This is a genomic window from Pseudomonas sp. App30 (genome assembly GCF_047947025.1).
Classification (GTDB): Bacteria; Pseudomonadota; Gammaproteobacteria; order Pseudomonadales; family Pseudomonadaceae; genus Aquipseudomonas.
In genome coordinates this window covers 4,316,187-4,334,273 of record NZ_CP133165.1, presented here as the reverse complement: position 1 = coordinate 4,334,273, position 18,087 = coordinate 4,316,187, and the positions used below count along the sequence as shown (strand labels likewise).

The 18,087-nt window shown below is 64.9% G+C and carries 17 protein-coding genes and 2 pseudogenes; all 19 read left to right on the top strand.

Annotated features, from left to right (window positions below):
* Positions 1-94 precede the first annotated feature (94 nt).
* Positions 95-1,306, top strand: coding sequence for a precorrin-6y C5,15-methyltransferase (decarboxylating) subunit CbiE (gene cbiE / locus RAM80_RS20215; protein WP_416422214.1), 1,212 nt, complete (start codon positions 95-97; stop codon positions 1,304-1,306).
* Entirely contained in the window at positions 1,299-2,384 is a 1,086-nt protein-coding gene (locus tag RAM80_RS20210; RefSeq protein ID WP_416422213.1) for a cobalt-precorrin-5B (C(1))-methyltransferase, read from the top strand. The genes cbiE and RAM80_RS20210 overlap by 8 nt, the downstream gene beginning before the upstream one ends.
* Complete coding sequence (locus tag RAM80_RS20205; RefSeq protein WP_416422212.1) at positions 2,381-3,091, top strand: cobalt-precorrin-6A reductase; 711 nt, start codon at positions 2,381-2,383, stop codon at positions 3,089-3,091. The genes RAM80_RS20210 and RAM80_RS20205 overlap by 4 nt, the downstream gene beginning before the upstream one ends.
* 141 nt (positions 3,092-3,232) lie before the next feature.
* Positions 3,233-3,679: a copper chaperone PCu(A)C gene (locus RAM80_RS20200; RefSeq protein WP_416422211.1), complete on the top strand. Its 447-nt coding sequence runs from the start codon at positions 3,233-3,235 to the stop codon at positions 3,677-3,679.
* Between the two features lie 3 nt (positions 3,680-3,682).
* On the top strand, positions 3,683-4,084 hold the full coding sequence (locus RAM80_RS20195) for a DUF2946 domain-containing protein (RefSeq protein WP_416422210.1): 402 nt from the start codon (positions 3,683-3,685) through the stop codon (positions 4,082-4,084).
* A gap of 87 nt (positions 4,085-4,171) precedes the next feature.
* On the top strand, positions 4,172-6,229 hold the full coding sequence (locus RAM80_RS20190) for a TonB-dependent copper receptor (protein WP_416422209.1): 2,058 nt from the start codon (positions 4,172-4,174) through the stop codon (positions 6,227-6,229).
* A gap of 59 nt (positions 6,230-6,288) precedes the next feature.
* On the top strand, positions 6,289-7,662 hold the full coding sequence (locus tag RAM80_RS20185) for a PepSY-associated TM helix domain-containing protein (RefSeq protein ID WP_416422208.1): 1,374 nt from the start codon (positions 6,289-6,291) through the stop codon (positions 7,660-7,662).
* Between the two features lie 403 nt (positions 7,663-8,065).
* Positions 8,066-8,878, top strand: a complete 813-nt coding sequence (locus RAM80_RS20180; protein WP_416422207.1) for a DUF3800 domain-containing protein — start codon at positions 8,066-8,068, stop codon at positions 8,876-8,878.
* A 312-nt stretch (positions 8,879-9,190) separates the two neighbouring features.
* Positions 9,191-9,448 (top strand): DUF3077 domain-containing protein, encoded by a 258-nt coding sequence (locus RAM80_RS20175; RefSeq protein WP_416422206.1) that lies wholly within the window; start codon positions 9,191-9,193, stop codon positions 9,446-9,448.
* 559 nt (positions 9,449-10,007) lie between these two features.
* The gene (urtA, locus tag RAM80_RS20170; protein ID WP_416422205.1) at positions 10,008-11,273 is read left to right on the top strand and encodes an urea ABC transporter substrate-binding protein; all 1,266 of its coding nucleotides are present in this window, start codon (positions 10,008-10,010) and stop codon (positions 11,271-11,273) included.
* A gap of 144 nt (positions 11,274-11,417) precedes the next feature.
* Positions 11,418-11,610: pseudogene (locus RAM80_RS20165) on the top strand (urea ABC transporter permease subunit UrtB); the annotation flags it as partial.
* A 53-nt stretch (positions 11,611-11,663) separates the two neighbouring features.
* Positions 11,664-12,959: pseudogene (urtB, locus tag RAM80_RS20160) on the top strand (urea ABC transporter permease subunit UrtB); the annotation flags it as partial.
* On the top strand, positions 12,959-14,038 hold the full coding sequence (urtC, locus tag RAM80_RS20155; RefSeq protein ID WP_416422204.1) for an urea ABC transporter permease subunit UrtC: 1,080 nt from the start codon (positions 12,959-12,961) through the stop codon (positions 14,036-14,038). The pseudogene urtB and the gene urtC, both read left to right, overlap by 1 nt.
* The gene (gene urtD, locus RAM80_RS20150; protein ID WP_416422203.1) at positions 14,035-14,895 is read left to right on the top strand and encodes an urea ABC transporter ATP-binding protein UrtD; all 861 of its coding nucleotides are present in this window, start codon (positions 14,035-14,037) and stop codon (positions 14,893-14,895) included. The genes urtC and urtD overlap by 4 nt, the downstream gene beginning before the upstream one ends.
* Positions 14,896-15,018: 123 nt before the next feature.
* Positions 15,019-15,717: an urea ABC transporter ATP-binding subunit UrtE gene (urtE, locus tag RAM80_RS20145; protein ID WP_416422202.1), complete on the top strand. Its 699-nt coding sequence runs from the start codon at positions 15,019-15,021 to the stop codon at positions 15,715-15,717.
* Positions 15,718-15,747: 30 nt separating this feature from the next.
* Positions 15,748-16,587 carry an urease accessory protein UreD gene (locus tag RAM80_RS20140; RefSeq protein WP_416422201.1) on the top strand — a complete coding sequence of 280 codons (840 nt, stop codon included), beginning with the start codon at positions 15,748-15,750 and terminating at the stop codon, positions 16,585-16,587.
* 125 nt (positions 16,588-16,712) lie between these two features.
* Positions 16,713-17,015: an urease subunit gamma gene (ureA, locus tag RAM80_RS20135; protein ID WP_416422200.1), complete on the top strand. Its 303-nt coding sequence runs from the start codon at positions 16,713-16,715 to the stop codon at positions 17,013-17,015.
* Between the two features lie 8 nt (positions 17,016-17,023).
* On the top strand, positions 17,024-17,557 hold the full coding sequence (locus RAM80_RS20130; protein ID WP_416422199.1) for a GNAT family N-acetyltransferase: 534 nt from the start codon (positions 17,024-17,026) through the stop codon (positions 17,555-17,557).
* A gap of 6 nt (positions 17,558-17,563) precedes the next feature.
* On the top strand, positions 17,564-18,085 hold the full coding sequence (locus RAM80_RS20125) for a GNAT family N-acetyltransferase (RefSeq protein WP_027979666.1): 522 nt from the start codon (positions 17,564-17,566) through the stop codon (positions 18,083-18,085).
* Positions 18,086-18,087 lie beyond the last annotated feature (2 nt).

Here is an 18,087-nt window from a genome sequence, read left to right as displayed (position 1 = left end):
GGCGTTGTCAGTGTAGAAGGCGCGGTATTATGCCTGCTTTGTCCGAGCGCATGAAAAGCCTGCCGGTCGGATTAGCTGGTTATGAGGAAGATTCATGTCACCCTGGCTGACTATCGTGGGGATTGGCGAGGACGGTTACCCCGGCCTCGGCAAGGCCGCGCGCCACGCCCTGTTGAACGCCACACGTGTTTTCGGTAGCCCGCGCCAGCTCGAATTGCTGCCCCACTGCATCCGCGCCGAGCGCCAGCAGTGGCCTAGCCCATTCTCCCTGGCACCGGTGCTGGCGTTGCGTGGCAGCCCCGTGTGCGTGCTGGCCAGCGGCGACCCGATGCTGTTCGGCGTGGGCGCCAGCCTGGCGCGCCAGGTGGCCGAAGACGAACTGCTGATTCACCCGGCGCCCTCGTCGCTGTCCCTGGCCGCCGCCCGCCTGGGCTGGCCGTTGCAGGACGTGGTGACGTTGTCGGTGGTCGCGCGCCCGGTGGCGGCGCTGAACGCACAACTGGCCAACGGCGTGCGCCTGCTGGTGCTGAGCAACGACGGCAGCAGCCCTGCCGCCATCGCCAGCCTGCTGCGCGAGCGCGGCTACGGCGCCAGCCTGATGACCGTGCTGGAACACCTGGGCGGCCCGGCTGAACGCCGCGTGGCCTTTGCCGCCAACGACTGCCCCGAGGCGCCCGTGGCCGACCTCAACGTGGTAGCCATCGACTGCCGCGCCGCCCTCGACGCCCCGCGCCTGTCGCGCCTGGCTGGCCTGCCCGACAGCGCCTTCCGTCACGACGGCCAACTCACCAAGCGCGACGTGCGCGCCATCACCCTCGCCCGCCTGGCGCCGCAGCCCGGCGAACTGTTGTGGGACGTGGGCGCCGGCAGCGGCTCCATCGGCATCGAGTGGATGCGCGCACACCCCAGCTGCCGCACCTTGGCAGTCGAGAGCGACGACGGCCGCCAGCAGTTGATCGAGCACAACCGCGACGCCCTGGGCGTGCCCGGCCTGCAACTGGTCCGTGGCCGCGCGCCCCAGGCGCTGGAAGGCCTGGAACGCCCGGACGCGATCTTCATCGGCGGCGGCGTCACCCGCGAGGGCGTATTCGACGCCTGCTGGCAGCAACTCAAGCCCGGCGGCCGCCTGGTGGCTAACGCCGTCACCCTGCAAAGCGAGCTGGCCCTGGCCCACTGGCGCGAGCAGCACGGCGGCGACCTCACCCGCATCCACGTGGCCCAGGCGCAGCCGCTGGGCGCGTTCGACACCTGGCGCCAAGCGCTGCCCATCACCCTGCTGGAACTGGTCAAACCCCTCGATGCGTGACGAAACCGCCGAACAACCCGCGCCCCTGCGCAGCGGCCTGACCACCGGCAGCTGCGCCACCGCCACCAGCCTTGCCGCCGCGCGGCTGCTGTTGACCGGCCAGGCACTGGACGCCGCGCAAATCACCTTGCCCAAGGGCAAGCAGGTGGAAATGCGCCTGGAGTTCTGCCGGCTGCTGGATGGCGGCGCCGAAGCCGGCACCTTGAAAGACGCTGGCGACGACCCGGACGTGACCCACGGCGCCCTGCTGTACTCACAGGTACGCCTGATCGACGCGGGCATCCGCTTCGTCGCCGGTGACGGCGTGGGCACCGTCACCCGCCCCGGCCTGGTGCTGGGCGTGGGCGAGCCGGCGATCAACCCGGTGCCACGGCGCATGATCACCGAGCATCTGACCGCCCTCGCGACGGAATGCGGCTACACCGGCGGCTTCGAAGTGACGGTCAACGTGCAGGACGGCGCCGCCCTGGCGCTGAAGACCATGAACCCGCGCCTGGGCATCCTCGGCGGTCTGTCCATCCTGGGCACCAGCGGCATCGTCCGGCCGTTCTCCTGCGCGGCCTACATCGCCTCGATCCACCAGGGCATCGACGTCGCCACCACCAATGGCTACATGCACATCGCCGCCTGCACCGGCAACGCCAGCGAAGACACCATGCGCCGGGTGTACAACCTGCCGGAAATAGCCCTGATCGAGATGGGCGACTTCGTCGGCGCGGTGCTCAAGCACCTGCGCAAGGTGCCTGTGGATAAGCTCAGCCTGTGCGGCGGCTTCGGCAAGATCAGCAAGCTGGCGGCCGGGCACATGGACCTGCACAGCCGCCATTCGAGCATCAACTTGGAGCAGTTGGCACAGTGGGCGGCCGATATCGGCGCCGATGCCGACCTGCAGGCCGCCATCCGCGCCGCCAACACCAGCCAGCAAGCCTTGGCCATGGCCAGCGCGGTCGGGGTCAAGCTGGGTGATGAAGTGTGCCGCCATGCCTTGGCCTTCGCCCGCAGCGTGGTGCCGGCGCAGGTGCAGGTCGAAGTCTTCGCCATCGACCGAGTCGGTGGCATCGTCGGGGAAGCGCGTTGAAACGAATTTTGCTGCTGGGCGGCGTCACCGAGGCGCTGGCGATTGCCCGCACGCTGGGGCCTGAACATATCTACAGCCTGGCGGGCGTGGGCCGCGTGCCCACGGACCTGCGCTGCCAGGTGCGAGTGGGTGGTTACGGCGGAGCCGAGGGGCTGGCGGCGTTCATTCGCGCCGAAGGCATTGAACTGCTGATTGATGCCACCCACCCCTATGCCGCGCAAATCAGTACCAATGCCGTATCGGCCGCGGCGCTTGCCGGGGTGCCCTGCTGGGCCTTGCGCCGCCCGGCCTGGCAGGCACAGGCCGGCGATGACTGGCGCGAGTTCGACGGTTGGCCGGCGTTGATCGAGGCGTTGAAGCCATTCGAACGCCCCTTGTTCACCTTGGGCCGCGAACCGCTGCAGCATTTGCACGAGATTCCCGAGCATCAATTCTGGACCCTGCGCGCGCTGGAAAGCTGCCCCGGCAACGAACGCTGCGAAGTGATCGGCGCGCGCGGGCCGTTCCATCTCGAGGATGAGCGGGCGTTGTTCGAGCGGCGGCAGATTGATGTGTTGATCAGCAAAAACAGTGGTAGCGGTGCCACCGAGCCGAAGCTTGAGGTGGCGAGGGAAAGAGGCGTACCGGTGCTGGTCCTGGGGCGCCCGCTGTTGCCCGCCACAGACCGGGAGTTTTATTCAGTTACAGATCTGCTGCAGGCCCTGTAGGAGCCGACCTTGGTCGCGATGCAGGCACCGCAAATCGGCGGTGATGCCATCGCGGCCAAGGCCGGCTCCTACACTTGAACACGCCTATCGTGGATAATCCCCCGCTGCCGTCATCCCACACGCTGCTCATGGAAAGCCACCATGCTCAAGAAAGTGCTGTTAGCGTTGACCCTGCTGTTGCCCGCCTTCATGGCCCAGGCCAAGGACATCCAGGTGCTGCAACCCTGGTCCCAGGAACTGCCACCCAACGCCCCCACCGTGGCGGCGTATTTCACCCTTCGCAACGACGGCAACAGCGCCGACCGCCTGCTGGGGGCCGACAGCCCGATTGCCGGCAGCGCCGAGATCCATCAGCACATGGACAGCGACGGCATGATGAAAATGGCCCCCGTGGAAGCCGTGAACATCGGCGCCGGCGAGCAGGCCACCTTCCAGCCCATGGGCTACCACGTGATGCTGCTCAACCTCAGCGACCGCAGCCAATTGCAGGATGGCGGGCACTTCCCGCTGACACTACACTTCAAGCAAGCCGGTGATATCACCGTGCAAGTAGTGGTCATGAAGCAGCCTCCGGTAGCCAACCCCTAAGCCATGAGCCGCGCGCACCACCACAGGCCCCATGCCCCGTCCAAGCGGCGGGCGACCTGGCTGAGCCTGTTCGCCATGCTGATGATGTTCATCGGCCCGCTGGTTTCCCAGTCGATGCCGATGGACCACGACCGCGCCATGCCCATGGAAATGTCCATGGACATGCCGGGCATGGACATGGGCGGCCATCATGGCGACCCCTCGCTGCACCCCATCTGGGAAAAGTGCGGCTATTGCAGCCTGTTCTTCCACACCCCGGCCCTGCCCCAGGCGCCCGGCTACCTGCCACTGGCCAAGCCACTGCCGGTGGCCGGCCTCATCGCCCCCACCCGCCAGGGCCACGCCGCCCAGGCCGTGTTCCCCGGCGCCCGTACCCGCGCCCCGCCTGCCATCCGCTTCGCCTAGCCCCTGCTCACGTCGTGTTTCCCACGCTGCCCTCGCGGCGGCTGGCGTGCACCCGTGCCTTTGTGACTGATCGAAGTTGGATAAACCATGTCCAGGTCTACTGCTACCTTGTTGCTGTCCCGCAAACGGACGGCCGCCGCGCTGTGCGGCACACTTTTCTGCCCTGCGGCCTTCGCCGCGGAATTGATTGACGCCACCGAGCTGAGCCCCACGGTGATCACCGCCGTGGCGCCCAGCTCGCCCCTGACCGTGGTCACCAACCCCAAGGACCCGCGCCAGCCGGTGCCGGCCAGCGATGGCGCCGACTACCTGAAAACCATTCCCGGCTTCTCGGCCATCCGCAGCGGCGGCACCAATGGCGACCCGGTGCTGCGCGGCATGTTCGGCTCGCGGCTGAACATCCTCACCAACGGCGGCAACGTGCTGGGCGCCTGCCCCAACCGCATGGACGCGCCCACCTCGTATATCGCCCCGGAAACCTTCGACCGCCTGACCGTGATCAAGGGCCCGCAAACCGTGCAATGGGGCCCCGGTGCTTCGGCAGGCACCATCCTGTTCGAGCGCGAGCCCGAGCACTTCGGCACGCTGGGCAGCCGCTTCAATGCCAGCGTGCTGGCCGGCTCCAACGGCCGCTTCGATAAAGTGGTGGATACCGCCGTGGGCAATGCCGACGGCTACGCCCGCTTCGTCGGCAACACCTCCCAGGCCGATGACTACAAGGATGGCAACGGCGCCACCGTGCCCTCGCGCTGGGACAAATGGAACGGCGACGTCGCCCTGGGCTGGACGCCCGACGCCGACACCCTGCTGGAGCTGACCGCCGGCAAGGGCGATGGCGAATCGCGCTACGCCGGGCGCGGCATGGACGGCACCCAGTTCAAGCGTGAAAGCCTGGGCCTGCGCTTCGAGAAATCGAACATCGGCGAGGTGCTGGACAAGGTCGAGGCCCAGGTCTACTACAACTACGCCGACCACGTGATGGACAACTACACCCTGCGCACGCCCTCCGGCACCGGCATGATGGGCGGCGCGATGGCCAGCAACCCCGACCGCCGCACCCTGGGCGCACGCATCAAGGCGACCTGGAAGTGGGCCGACTGGCAACTGCTGAGCGGCATCGACGCGCAGACCAGCCAGCACCGCAAGCGCAGCGCCATGGGCGTGGACGCCTACAAGGACGTGCCGCGCAGCAAGGATGCCGACATGCAGGACGTCGGCGTGTTCAGCGAGCTGACCTGGTACGCCAGCGGCAACGACCGCGTCATCGGCGGCGCCCGCGTGGACCGCGCCCAGGCGCGCGACTATCGGCAAACCACCGGCTCAGGCATGAGCGCCATCGCCAACCCCACCGCCGATCAGACCCGTGAGCAAACCCTGCCCAGCGGTTTCCTGCGCTACGAGCACGACCTGGCTGCTCTCCCCGCCACCACCTACATTGGCCTGGGCCACGTACAGCGCTTCCCGGATTACTGGGAGCTGTTCTCGCCCACCTCCGGCCCCGGCGCGGTCAACGCCTTCCACGACCTGAAACCGGAAAAAACCACGCAACTGGACTTCGGCGTGCAGTACAAGACCGAACGGCTGGATGCCTGGGCGTCCGGCTACGTCGGCCAGGTGCGCGACTTCATCCTGTTCGACTACAGCGGCATGAGCTCCCAGGCCCGCAACATCGACGCCCGCATCATGGGCGGCGAACTGGGCGCCGCCTACCGGCTCACCGAGCGCTGGAAAGCCGACGCCACCCTGGCCTACGCCTGGGGCAAGAACAGCAGCGACGGCCGCGCCCTGGCGCAAATGCCGCCGCTGGAATCACGCCTGGGCCTGACCTACGCCCAGGACAACTGGAGCGCCGGCGCCCTGTGGCGCCTGGTGGCTGCGCAGGACCGCGTCGACATCGGCGCCGGCAACGTCGTCGGCAAGGACTACGAAAAAAGCCCCGGCTTCGGCGTGTTCTCGCTCAACGGCGCCTACCGCATCAACCCGCACCTGAAGGTCAGCGCCGGCGTCGACAACCTGCTCGACAAAACCTATTCCGAGCACCTGAACCTGGCGGGCAACGCCGGCTTCGGCTACCCGGCCAGCGACCCGCAGGCGGTCAACGAAACCGGCCGCACGCTGTGGACCAAGGTCGATTTCAGCTTCTGAACCCTTTCGGCGGCGCGCCTGGATCGCGCCGCCTTTTTGCTACCGTGGAGCGCTCCGTGATGAGCAAGCCAACTACTAATTTCTACAACCTGGCCTGGCGCTGGCACTTCTACGCCGGGCTGTTCGTCGCCCCCTTCATGATCCTGCTGGCGATCACCGGGATCATCTACCTGTTCAAGCCGCAGCTCGACCCGCTGATGTATCGCTCGCTGATGATCGTCGCCCCCGCCGAGCACGCGCTCAGCGCCGATGAACTGATGCAACGCGTGCACAGCCGTTATCCACAGGACGGCATCACCCAATACCTGCCGGCCACCGCCGCCGACCGCAGCGCGCAGTTCGTGCTGACCGCCAAGGGCCGCGAGCTGAACGTGTTCATCAACCCCTACACCGGCGCAGTGCTGGGCGACCAGGACGCCAAACTCAACCTGCAGGCCATCGCCCGTGCCCTGCATGGCGAGCTGATGATCGGCACCGTCGGCGACCGCCTCGTCGAACTGGCCGCTGGCTGGGGCATTGTGCTGGTGGTGTCGGGCCTGTACCTGTGGTGGCCGCGCGGCAAGGCCGGCGCCGGCGTGCTGTGGCCGCGCCTTAACGCGCGCGGCCGACTGTTCTGGCGCGACCTGCATGGCGTGCTGGGCTTCTGGGGCTCGGCGTTCCTGCTGCTGATGCTGCTCAGCGGCATGACCTGGACCGGCCTGTGGGGCAAGCAATTCGCCCAGGTGTGGAACACCTTCCCCGCCGCCATGTGGGACAACGTGCCCACGTCCGACGTGCAGGCCGGGCAGTTGAACCAGGCCAACCGCCAGACCGTGCCCTGGGCGCTGGAAAACACGCCCATGCCCATGTCCGGCGGCGCCCATGCCGAGCACATGGCCCATGGTGGGCACATGCAGATGCCAGCCGATCCGTTGATCAGCCTGCAGCAGGTGGTCGACCTGGCCACCGCGCATCGCGTCGAGCCGGGCTACAGCATCACCCTGCCCACCACCGATACCGGTGTGTTCACCGTCTCGGTGTTCGCCGACGACCCGCGCAACGACGCCACCCTGCACGTCGACCAATACACCGGGCAAGTACTGGCCAACGTCGGCTGGAAAGACTACGGCCCCGTCGCCCGCGCCACCGAAGCCGGGGTGATGCTGCATGAAGGGAAAATGTTCGGGCCGTTCAACCAGATCGTGATTCTGCTGGTGTGTTTGATGATCCTGCTGGGCTCGGCGAGCGGCCTGATCATGTGGTGGAAACGCCGCCCCGTGGGGCAACTGGGGGTGCCGCCGTTGCGGCATGATTTGCCGAAATGGAAAGTGGCGATCGGCATCATGGTTGCGCTGGGGGTGGTGTTTCCGCTGGTGGGGGTGTCGTTGGCGGTGGTGTGGGTAATCGAGTGGGGCTTGGCGCGCATTTCAAGGCCGAGCGCGGTGCACTCGTAGCAACCCAATCTGGAGACCTGCGAACAAGGCTGGCAGCGCGGTTCTCACAGGCCATGGCCTGTGGGATTCGCGCTGCCGGCCTTGTTTGCACCGCATCAGAACGCGTTGCTGCGAAAACGTCCTACAAGGTAACGTCATTTTCAGAAATGTCTGACTTGAGGCATGAGGTATCCATGGATAGCCTCGTACGGGTGTACACGACTGCCGCCTGCGACAGCAACATCCGGACACAAGGAAAGCCTTCAAAAGCCATGGAATCCCATCATTGCGTATTGACCCAACGGCCGCTTCAGGCCCATCATTTACCTAACGCATGGGTTCATACCCGTGCCTACCTTCCGAGGCCCGCTGGAGAGAAATCTCAGCGGGCTTTCGTGTTTCTGGAGCAAGGACTTCGCTCTCAGTGACGCATTATATTGTTTACCTCGACGAATTCGGGCACGTCGGCCAGTACGTGTCCCGCATCCATCCAAAATTCAAGACCAGTCCCGTATTTGGCCTTGGCGGCCTTCTACTACCCGCTACGCAGGTGCGTGAATTCGCTATTTATTTCTACCGAATGAAGTGCCAGTTGCTTGCTTGGGATCTACTGAACCACAACCCGCAAAACCTTCCGGCGTACCAATGGGAAAAGAAGGGGTCGCAACTCTACTCGCTTCGAAATGTTGTCCAATATAAGGCACTGAGACGCGCGACATTTCGACTCCTCCAACACATCAGCAAGCTTGGCGGGCATGTGTTCTACACAGGCGAGGAAAAGACAACCGATCCTGCGACGCATGATTCAACGGAAACGTTTAAACGCCAATTACTGCAATCTGTACGTAAAGTCGACCGTTTCTGCAGCTCGCAGGGAGCCACATTCATTCTGGTTCTCGATGAACAAAAAGCGGGTAACGAATGGCGGGAAAAAAATGTTGAGGCCTGCACGTTAGCGATGTTTGAGGACGCCTCTGAAAAATGCAGAACGATGATTGAACCGCCCCTTCAAGGCGAAAGTTACTTGTTTCAGACGCTCCAGTGCGCAGATTGGATCTGCGGTTTGATCGGTCGCATTACCGCGCTAGCCGTAGCCCCAGCTGAGTTCGAAGACTGGCAGCCATTCGACAAATACTTTTCCACACGCATTTGCGAGGTAGCCACGCCATGCAGCGGATTGGAAAGCCTAGGGATAAGACAGGTTTCGCTGATGGATTCCGAGCGCCTTTTGGCGTGAAAAAGCGTTTACGTCCTACAAGGTAACGTCATTTTCGGAAACGTCTGACTTGAGGTCATGGGGCACCAGGGATAGCCTCCCCGGGTCGCTGAAATCAGCGGCCAGGCGTGCAAGCCTGAACCACATCAACAGCAACTGTTAGAATCGTCGCTGGCGTATTCGTACGCCACGATGATGCTCATGGTAGCTGTTCGCGGGAGGGGTCAACCCTGCCGGAAGTGGTGTGGTCCGGTCTTGCACACCTGCGAACAGCTGCCACCCAACCGTGTGCAAGCGGCAGGGTGGGCCATCCACATCATTGAGTTTTTTACCATGAGCTTCGATTCACCCACCACGCGCCTCCACCACTTCGGCCCCCTGGACCGAAACAACCAACGCCTCTTCTCCGTCCTTACAGGCACGAACGCCGACGACGCGCTTGCCCATGCCTCGCTGTTGCTCGGCTACGCCGGGGCCATTGCCTATGAAGCCGCCGACTGCGATGGCGTGGACGGCAAGTTGCTGGCCCGCGGCGTCATTCCATTGATTGATGCCGCCAAGGCGCTGGTGGACGCCTGCACCGCAGGCTGATCGCGGCGGGGCCGGACGCCGCCTGGCGGCAGCTGCTACGAACCGTGTGGCAGCAACTGTCTTGAAACGGCGTCGTCTGCATCGCGACTAAAGTCGGCTCCTACGCCGCCCGTGGTAGGAGCCGGCCTTGGCCGCGATGCAGGCGACGCGATAGACAAGGTACACGGGGCCCGTAGGCCGCGTCCGCAGGCGCCGCGCATTCCCTGCCATACCGCGCGGCAGCTGCTATGCGAGTTCGGTGTAGCCGCTGCCGAAGGCTGCGCTGGCCCTTCTTCACGCTGAAAATCTTCAGTGCACGCCGGGGCCAGCGCAGCCTGGCGGCAGCGGCCGCAGGCCGCGTCCGTGAATGTTCAGCAATACCGCTAGCAATGCACCAGCAACGCTCAACCCCACGCACCACCGCGCCAAACGCGCACCAGCCCGGTGCAGGCCTACGACCTCCACGGCCCTCAAAGCGCCATCCCACGGCCCCGCACCACTTCGGCACACCCCTTGCAATCTCCCTGGCAGAAGTCGCCATCTGCCCCACTAAAAAATCAAATCATTTGGAGATTGCACCATGAAGCGTCGTAGCTTGATCAAGGCGTTTACCCTCACGGCGTCCATCGCCGCCATGGGCATGAGCTGGACTATCCAGGCCGCCGAGACCATCAAGGTCGGTATCCTGCATTCGCTGTCGGGCACCATGGCAATTTCCGAAACCTCGTTGAAAGACGTGGCGCTGATGACCATCGACGAGATCAACGCCAAGGGCGGCGTCAACGGCAAGAAGCTGGAACCGGTGGTAGTGGACCCTGCGTCCAATTGGCCGCTGTTCGCCGAAAAGGCCCGCCAGCTGCTGACCCAGGACAAAGTGGCCGTGGTGTTCGGCTGCTGGACTTCGGTGTCGCGCAAGTCGGTGCTGCCGGTGTTCGAAGAGCTCAACGGCCTGCTGTTCTACCCGGTGCAGTATGAAGGCGAAGAAATGTCGCCGAACGTGTTCTACACCGGCGCGGCGCCGAACCAGCAGGCCATTCCTGCCGTGGAATACCTGATGAGCGAAGACGGCGGCAGCGCCAAGCGCTTCTTCCTGCTGGGCACCGACTACGTCTACCCGCGCACCACCAACAAGATCCTGCGCGCCTTCCTGCACTCCAAGGGCGTGAAGGACAGCGACATCGAAGAGGTCTACACCCCGTTCGGCCACGCCGATTACCAGACCATCGTCGCCAACATCAAGAAGTTCTCGGCCGGCGGCAAGACCGCGGTGATCTCCACCGTCAACGGCGACTCCAACGTGCCGTTCTACAAGGAATTGGCCAACCAGGGCCTGAAGGCTACCGACGTACCGGTGGTGGCGTTCTCGGTAGGCGAGGAAGAACTACGCGGCATCGACACCAAGCCTTTGGTGGGCAACCTGGCCGCCTGGAACTATTTCGAGTCTGTGGATAACCCGGTCAACACCAAGTTCGTCGCCGACTGGAAAGCCTACGCCAAGGCGCACAACCTGCCGGGCGCCGACAAGGCGGTGACCAATGACCCGATGGAAGCCACCTACGTGGGCATCCACATGTGGGCCCAGGCCGCCGAGAAAGCCAAGTCCACCGATGTGGATAAAGTGCGCGAAGCCATGGCCGGCCAGACCTTCGCCGCGCCGTCGGGCTTCACCCTGACCATGGACAAGACCAACCACCACCTGCACAAGCCGGTGATGATCGGCGAGATCCAGGACGACGGTCAGTTCAACGTGGTGTGGCAGACCAAGGAGCCGATCCGCGCCGAGCCGTGGAGCCCGTTCATTCCAGGTAACGACAAGAAGCCGGACTACGCAGTGAAGAGCAACTAACCCCCCCAACGTAGCCGCTGCCGAAGGCTGCGCTGGCCCTGCGCCCCGCTGGAGATTTTCAGCGTACTCAAGGGCCAGCGCAGCCTGGCGGCAGCGGCTACGGGTGTGAAGCCGCCGTTTTTTTCCGCTTTTCAGGACGCTGCCATGTCCCTTTATCGCCTTCTGCTCTCCCTCATCCTGCTGCTGCCCCTGGCCGCCCACGCCAGCGACGGCGACGATTTCGTCGCCGGTGACTCTGCGCAGCAAGCACAACTGCTGGAAACCTGGGCTGCCCAGCCCATCCCCGAACGCCTTGAGCTGCTGCAGGCCCTGCAGGACGGCCGCGTGGCCATGGACGCCGACAAGCACGCCGTCATCGAAAAGGCCAACGCCCCCAGCGACAGCAACCTGCGCAAAGTGCGCCTGAACAACCGCCTGCGCGGCCTGGTGGACAACGCCATGGCCAGCCAGCAACTGCTCAACAACGACAAGGCCACGCGCCTGGCCGCCGCCCAACAGCTGCAGAAAAGCGCCCAGCCCGCCCAGCTGAAACTGCTGGACCACGTGGTGGCCGGCGAGCAGGACAGCACGGTCAAGACCGCCCTGAGCCTGGCCCTGGCCAACCTGCAGCTGGTAGACCCGGATCCGGCCGTGCGCCTGGCTGCCGTGCGCCTGCTGGGCGACACCGGCGAGCCCATGGCCCGAACCCGCCTGGAAAACCTGCTGCAACCCGACGTGGAAAAAGACCCCGGCGTGCGCACCGCCGCCGAAACCAGCCTGGTGCAGGTGAAACGCAAGCTGATGATCGGCGACCTGCTGGGCCAGGCCTTCAGCGGCATGTCCCTGGGCTCGATCCTGCTGCTGGCGGCGCTGGGCCTGGCCATCACCTTCGGCCTGCTGGGCGTGATCAACATGGCCCACGGCGAGATGCTGATGATCGGCGCCTACTCCACCTACGCCGTACAGTTGCTGTTCCAGCGCCTGGCCCCTGGCGCCATTGAGTTCTACCCGCTGGTGGCGCTGCCGGTGGCGTTCTTCGTTACCGCCTGCATCGGCATGGCCCTGGAACGCACCATCATCCGCCACCTGTACGGCCGCCCGCTGGAAACCCTGTTGGCCACCTGGGGCATCAGCCTGATCCTGATCCAGGCCGTGCGCCTGATCTTCGGCGCGCAGAACGTGGAAGTGGCCAACCCCGAATGGCTGAGCGGGGGCATCCAGGTGCTGCCCAACCTGGTACTGCCCTATAACCGCATCGTCATCATCGCCTTCGCGCTGTTCGTGGTGGTGCTGACCTGGCTGCTGCTGAACAAGACCCGCCTGGGCCTGAACGTGCGCGCCGTCACCCAGAACCGCAACATGGCCGCCTGCTGCGGCGTACCCACCGGGCGCATCGACATGCTGGCCTTCGGCCTGGGCTCGGGCATCGCCGGCCTTGGCGGCGTGGCCTTGAGCCAGATCGGCAACGTCGGCCCCGAACTGGGCCAGGGCTACATCATCGACTCGTTCCTGGTGGTGGTGCTGGGCGGCGTCGGCCAACTGGCCGGCAGCGTCTCGGCGGCGTTCGGCCTGGGCATCGCCAACAAAATCCTGGAACCGCAGATTGGCGCGGTGCTGGGCAAGATCCTGATCCTGGCGCTGATCATTCTGTTTATCCAGAAACGTCCGCAGGGCCTCTTTGCATTGAAAGGACGGGTGATCGACTGATGAACCAACCATTGATGGTAACCGCCGCGCAAAAGGCCGGCCCCAAGGCCGCTATCGCCATCGGCGCCCTGGTGGTGCTGGGGTTGGTGGCCCTGGCGCTGATGTCGCTGCTGCCTGACACCAGCAGCCTGCAGGTGTCGGCCTACACCCTGACCCTGGTGGGCAAGATCCTCTGCTACGCCATCGTCGCCCTGGCCCTGGACCTGGTGTGGGGCTACGCCGGGCTGCTGTCCCTGGGCCATGGCCTGTTCTTCGCCCTGGGCGGCTACGCGATGGGCATGTACCTGATGCGCGAGTCGGCCGGCGACAGCCTGCCGGCGTTCATGACCTTCCTGTCGTGGACCGAGCTGCCGTGGTACTGGACCGGTACCCAGCATTTCCTCTGGGCCCTGTGCCTGGTGGTGCTGGCGCCGGGGCTGCTGGCCCTGGTGTTCGGTTTCTTCGCCTTCCGCTCGCGGATCAAGGGCGTGTACTTCTCGATCATGACCCAGGCGCTGACCTTCGCCGGCATGCTGCTGTTCTTCCGCAACGAGACCGGCTTTGGCGGCAACAACGGTTTCACCAACTTCCGCACCCTGCTGGGCTTCGACATCACCTCGCAGGGCACCCGCGCGGTGCTGTTCCTGCTCACCGTGGCGTTGCTGGTGGGCAGCCTGTTGCTGGGCTGGCGCCTGGCACAGAGCAAGTTCGGCCGCGTGCTGACCGCCCTGCGCGACGCCGAGAACCGCCTGATGTTCTGCGGCTACGACCCGCGCGGCTTCAAGCTGTTCATCTGGGTGCTGAGCGCGGTGCTGTGCGGCCTGGCCGGCGCGCTGTACGTGCCCCAGGTGGGCATCATCAACCCCAGCGAAATGTCGCCCACCAATTCCATCGAAGCCGCCGTGTGGGTGGCCCTGGGCGGCCGCGGCACGCTGATCGGCCCGCTGCTGGGCGCAGGCCTGGTGAACGGCATGAAAAGCTGGTTCACCGTGGCTTTCCCTGAATACTGGCTGTTCTTCCTCGGCGCGTTGTTCATCATCGTCACCCTGTACCTGCCCAAGGGTGTCATCGGCCTGATCAAGCAAAGGGGCGAACAATGAAGACCACGCCGACTCCCGAGTTCATGCTCGAACCCATCCTGGAACCCAACCGCGACGCCGGCACCAGCCGTGACGCCATCGGCCTGGGCCAGCGCGTGGACGGTGCGCTCAGCGCCCGCCACGGCACCATCCTGACCCTGGAAGACATCAGCGTCAGCTTCGATGGTTTCAAGGCGCTGAACAACCTCAACCTGTACATCGGCGTCGGCGAGCTGCGCTGCATCATCGGCCCCAACGGCGCGGGCAAGACCACACTGATGGACGTGATCACCGGCAAGACCCGCCCCAGCCACGGCAAGGCATGGTTCGGCGAAACCCTGGACCTGACCAAGATGAGCGAGGTGCAGATCGCCCAGGCCGGCATTGGCCGCAAGTTCCAGAAGCCGACGGTGTTCGAGGCGCTGAGCGTGTTCGAGAACCTGGAGCTGGCGCAGAAGACCGACAAGTCGGTGTGGGCCAGCCTGCGTGCGCGCCTGACGGGCGAGCAGAAAGACGGCATCGACGAGGTGCTCGACACCATCCGCCTGACCACCTCGGTGCACCGCCCCGCCGGCCTGCTGTCCCACGGCCAGAAGCAGTTCCTGGAGATCGGCATGTTGCTGGTGCAGGACCCGCAACTGTTGCTGCTGGACGAACCGGTGGCGGGCATGACCGACGCCGAGACCGAATTCACCGCCGAACTGTTCAAGCGCCTGGCCGGCAAGCACTCGCTGTTGGTGGTGGAACATGACATGGGCTTCGTCGACACCATCGCCGACTACGTCACCGTGCTGCACCAGGGCAGCGTGCTGGCCGAAGGGTCGCTGCAGCAGGTGCAGGCGGATGAGCGGGTGATCGAGGTTTACCTGGGCCGCTGACCCTGCCCTTTTTTGATGGAAACACTGCTGTTGTGGGAGCTGGCTTGCCAGCGAGCTTTCAGGGCCTCAAAAGCTCGCTGGCAAGCCAGCTCCCACAAGGTCCATATGCGGAGAGTTTGAACCATGCTCCAGGTCGAAAAGCTTCACCAATACTACGGCGGCAGCCACATCCTGCGCGGCCTGTCCTTTGACGTGAAGGTCGGCGAGGTCACCTGCCTGCTGGGCCGCAACGGCGTGGGCAAGACCACCTTGCTCAAGTGCCTGATGGGCCTGATCCCGTCCAAGGAAGGCAGCGTGCAGTGGGAAGGCAAGCCCATCACCGGCTTCAAGCCGCACCAGCGCGTGCACGCCGGCATCGCCTACGTGCCCCAGGGCCGGGAGATTTTTGGCCGGCTTACGGTGGAAGAAAACTTGCTGATGGGCCTGTCGCGCTTCAGCGCCAGCGAGGCCAAGGAGGTGCCGGGGTTCATCTACGAGCTGTTCCCGGTGCTGCTGCAGATGAAACACCGGCGCGGCGGCGACCTGTCCGGCGGCCAGCAGCAACAGTTGGCCATCGGCCGCGCCCTGGCCAGCCGCCCGCGCCTGCTGATTCTCGACGAGCCTACCGAGGGCATCCAGCCGTCGGTGATCAAGGAAATCGGCGCGGTGATCAAGAAGCTTGCCGCCCGCGGCGACATGGCGATTCTGCTGGTGGAACAGTTCTACGATTTCGCCGCAGAATTGGCTGATCAGTACATCGTCATGTCCCGGGGCGAAATCGTGCAGCACGGCCGCGGTGAAAATATGGAGGCCGAGGGTGTACGCGGCCTGGTAACCATTTAATCTGCACACAAACCAATAACGAACACGCCTATGAACCTGCCCGCTTCCACCGCCCTGTACACGCCGAGCTGGCAAGCCGAGCTCGAGCTGGGCTACGGCCGTTTCGGCGACACCACCCGGCCCACTCAGCGCCGCCACCTGGGCCCGCTGCGGGTGCAGAAGCACCTGTACGCCGAAGGCCCCGAGGTGTGCCAGCACATCATCGTGCACCCACCGGGTGGCATTGCCGGCGGCGACCGCCTGGATATCAGTGTCGCTGTCGGCACCGGTGCCTGGGCGCAGCTGACCAGCCCCGGCGCCGCCAAGTGGTACCGCGCGGCCGGGCCCGCCTACCAGACCCTGAACCTCACTGTGGCCCCCGGCGCGACCCTGGAGTGGCTGCCCCAGGAAACCATCGTCTACAGCGCCGCCCAGGCAGAACTGCAGACGACTGTCGAGCTGCAAGGCGACGCGCGCCTGGTGTACTGGGACATGGTCGCCCTGGGCCGCCCGGCGGCGGACGAGCGCTTCGAGCGCGGGCATTTCCAGAGCCGCGTGGACATTCGCCGCGACGGCCAGCTGCTGTGGCATGAGCGCCAGCGCGTGTTGGGCAACGACGGACTGCTGGACTCGCCCATGGGCCTGGACGGCCACACCGTGTTCGCCACCTTGCTGGTGACGGCCGACATCAGCCCCGAGTTGCTTGAACAATGCCGGGCCGTGGAAGGCCAGGTGCGTGGCGACCTCAGCCAGCTGCCCGGCCTGCTGGTAGCCCGCTGCCTGGCCCATGAAGGCCTGCACGCCCGCGACTGGCTGATTGGCCTGTGGAAAATATTGCGCCCCGAAGTGCTGGGCAAAGAAGCCCTGCCCCCAAGAATCTGGAGCACCTGATATTTTGTGGGAGCTGGCTTGCCAGCGAGCTGTTTGGGGCCCCAAAAGCTCGCTGGCAAGCCAGCTCCCACAAATGAAATGCGTGTTCGAATCCTGTTTTGTTACTGCCCACGAATGGACACACCATGGACCTGACACCCCGCGAAAAAGACAAGCTGCTGATCTTCACCGCCGGCCTCGTGGCCGAGCGCCGCCTGGCCCGGGGCGTGAAGCTCAACTACCCGGAAACCATGGCCTACATCTCGGCAGCGCTGCTCGAAGGCGCCCGCGACGGCCAGACCGTGGCCCAGCTGATGCACTTCGGCACCACCCTGCTCACCCGCGACCAGGTGATGGAAGGCATCCCGGAAATGATCCCCGAGATCCAGGTGGAAGCCACCTTCCCCGACGGCACCAAGCTGGTCACCGTCCACCAACCCATCGCCTGAGGCCTGCCATGACCTTCCGCATTCGCGACGCCGTACACGCCGACCTGCCCGGCATCCGCGACATCTACAACGATGCCGTGGCCAACACCACGGCCATCTGGAACGAGCAACCGGTGGACCTGGGCAACCGCCAGGCCTGGTACAGCGCCCGGCAGTCCCAGCACTACCCCATCCTGGTGGCGGTGGACGCCAATGATGCCGTGCTGGGCTACGCTTCATTTGGTGACTGGCGTCCCTTCCAGGGTTTCCGCCAGACCGTCGAACACTCGGTCTACGTGCGCAACGATCAACAAGGCAAGGGCCTGGGGCCCGCACTGATGAAAGCCCTGATCGAACGCGCACGCGGCTGCGACAAACACGTGATGGTGGCTGCCATCGAAAGTGGCAACGTGGCCTCCATCCGTCTGCACGAGCGACTCGGTTTCACGATCACGGGGCAGATGCCACAAGTGGGCAGCAAGTTCGGCCGCTGGCTGGACCTGACCTTCATGCAACTGATCCTGAACCCGGGCGCCGAACCTTCCCCGACTCCCGTGGAGTAAGCCGCCATGAATGCCGCCCAATTGCGCCGCGTCACCGTTGAAAGCTTCGCCCACTACCGCCAGGGCCTGGTCGAGTTGCTGCTGGACTCGGTCAAGCAAGGCGCCTCCATCGGCTTCCTCGCCGACGTGGACGCCCATGAAGCCAACAGTTTTCTAGACGAAGTGAAGAACCGCATCGCCATCAATGACCTGGTGCTGTGGGTGGTAGTACGTGACGAGCAGGTGCTGGCCAGCGCGCAATTGGTGTTCTGCAAGCGCGTGAACGGCTTGAACCGTGCCGAGGTGCAGAAGCTGATGGTGCGCAGCGACGCCCAGCGCCGCGGCATGGGCCAGCAGCTGATGGAAGCGGTGGAAGTCGCCGCCCGCCAGTACAAGCGCGGCCTGCTGCACCTGGACACCGAGGCCGGCTCGCCCGCCGAGGCGTTCTACCTGTCCCAGGGCTACAAGCGCGCGGGGCAGATCCCCGGCTTTGCCTGCCGCCCGGACGGCGAATACACCGCCACGGCGTTTTTCTACAAGACTCTTTGAAG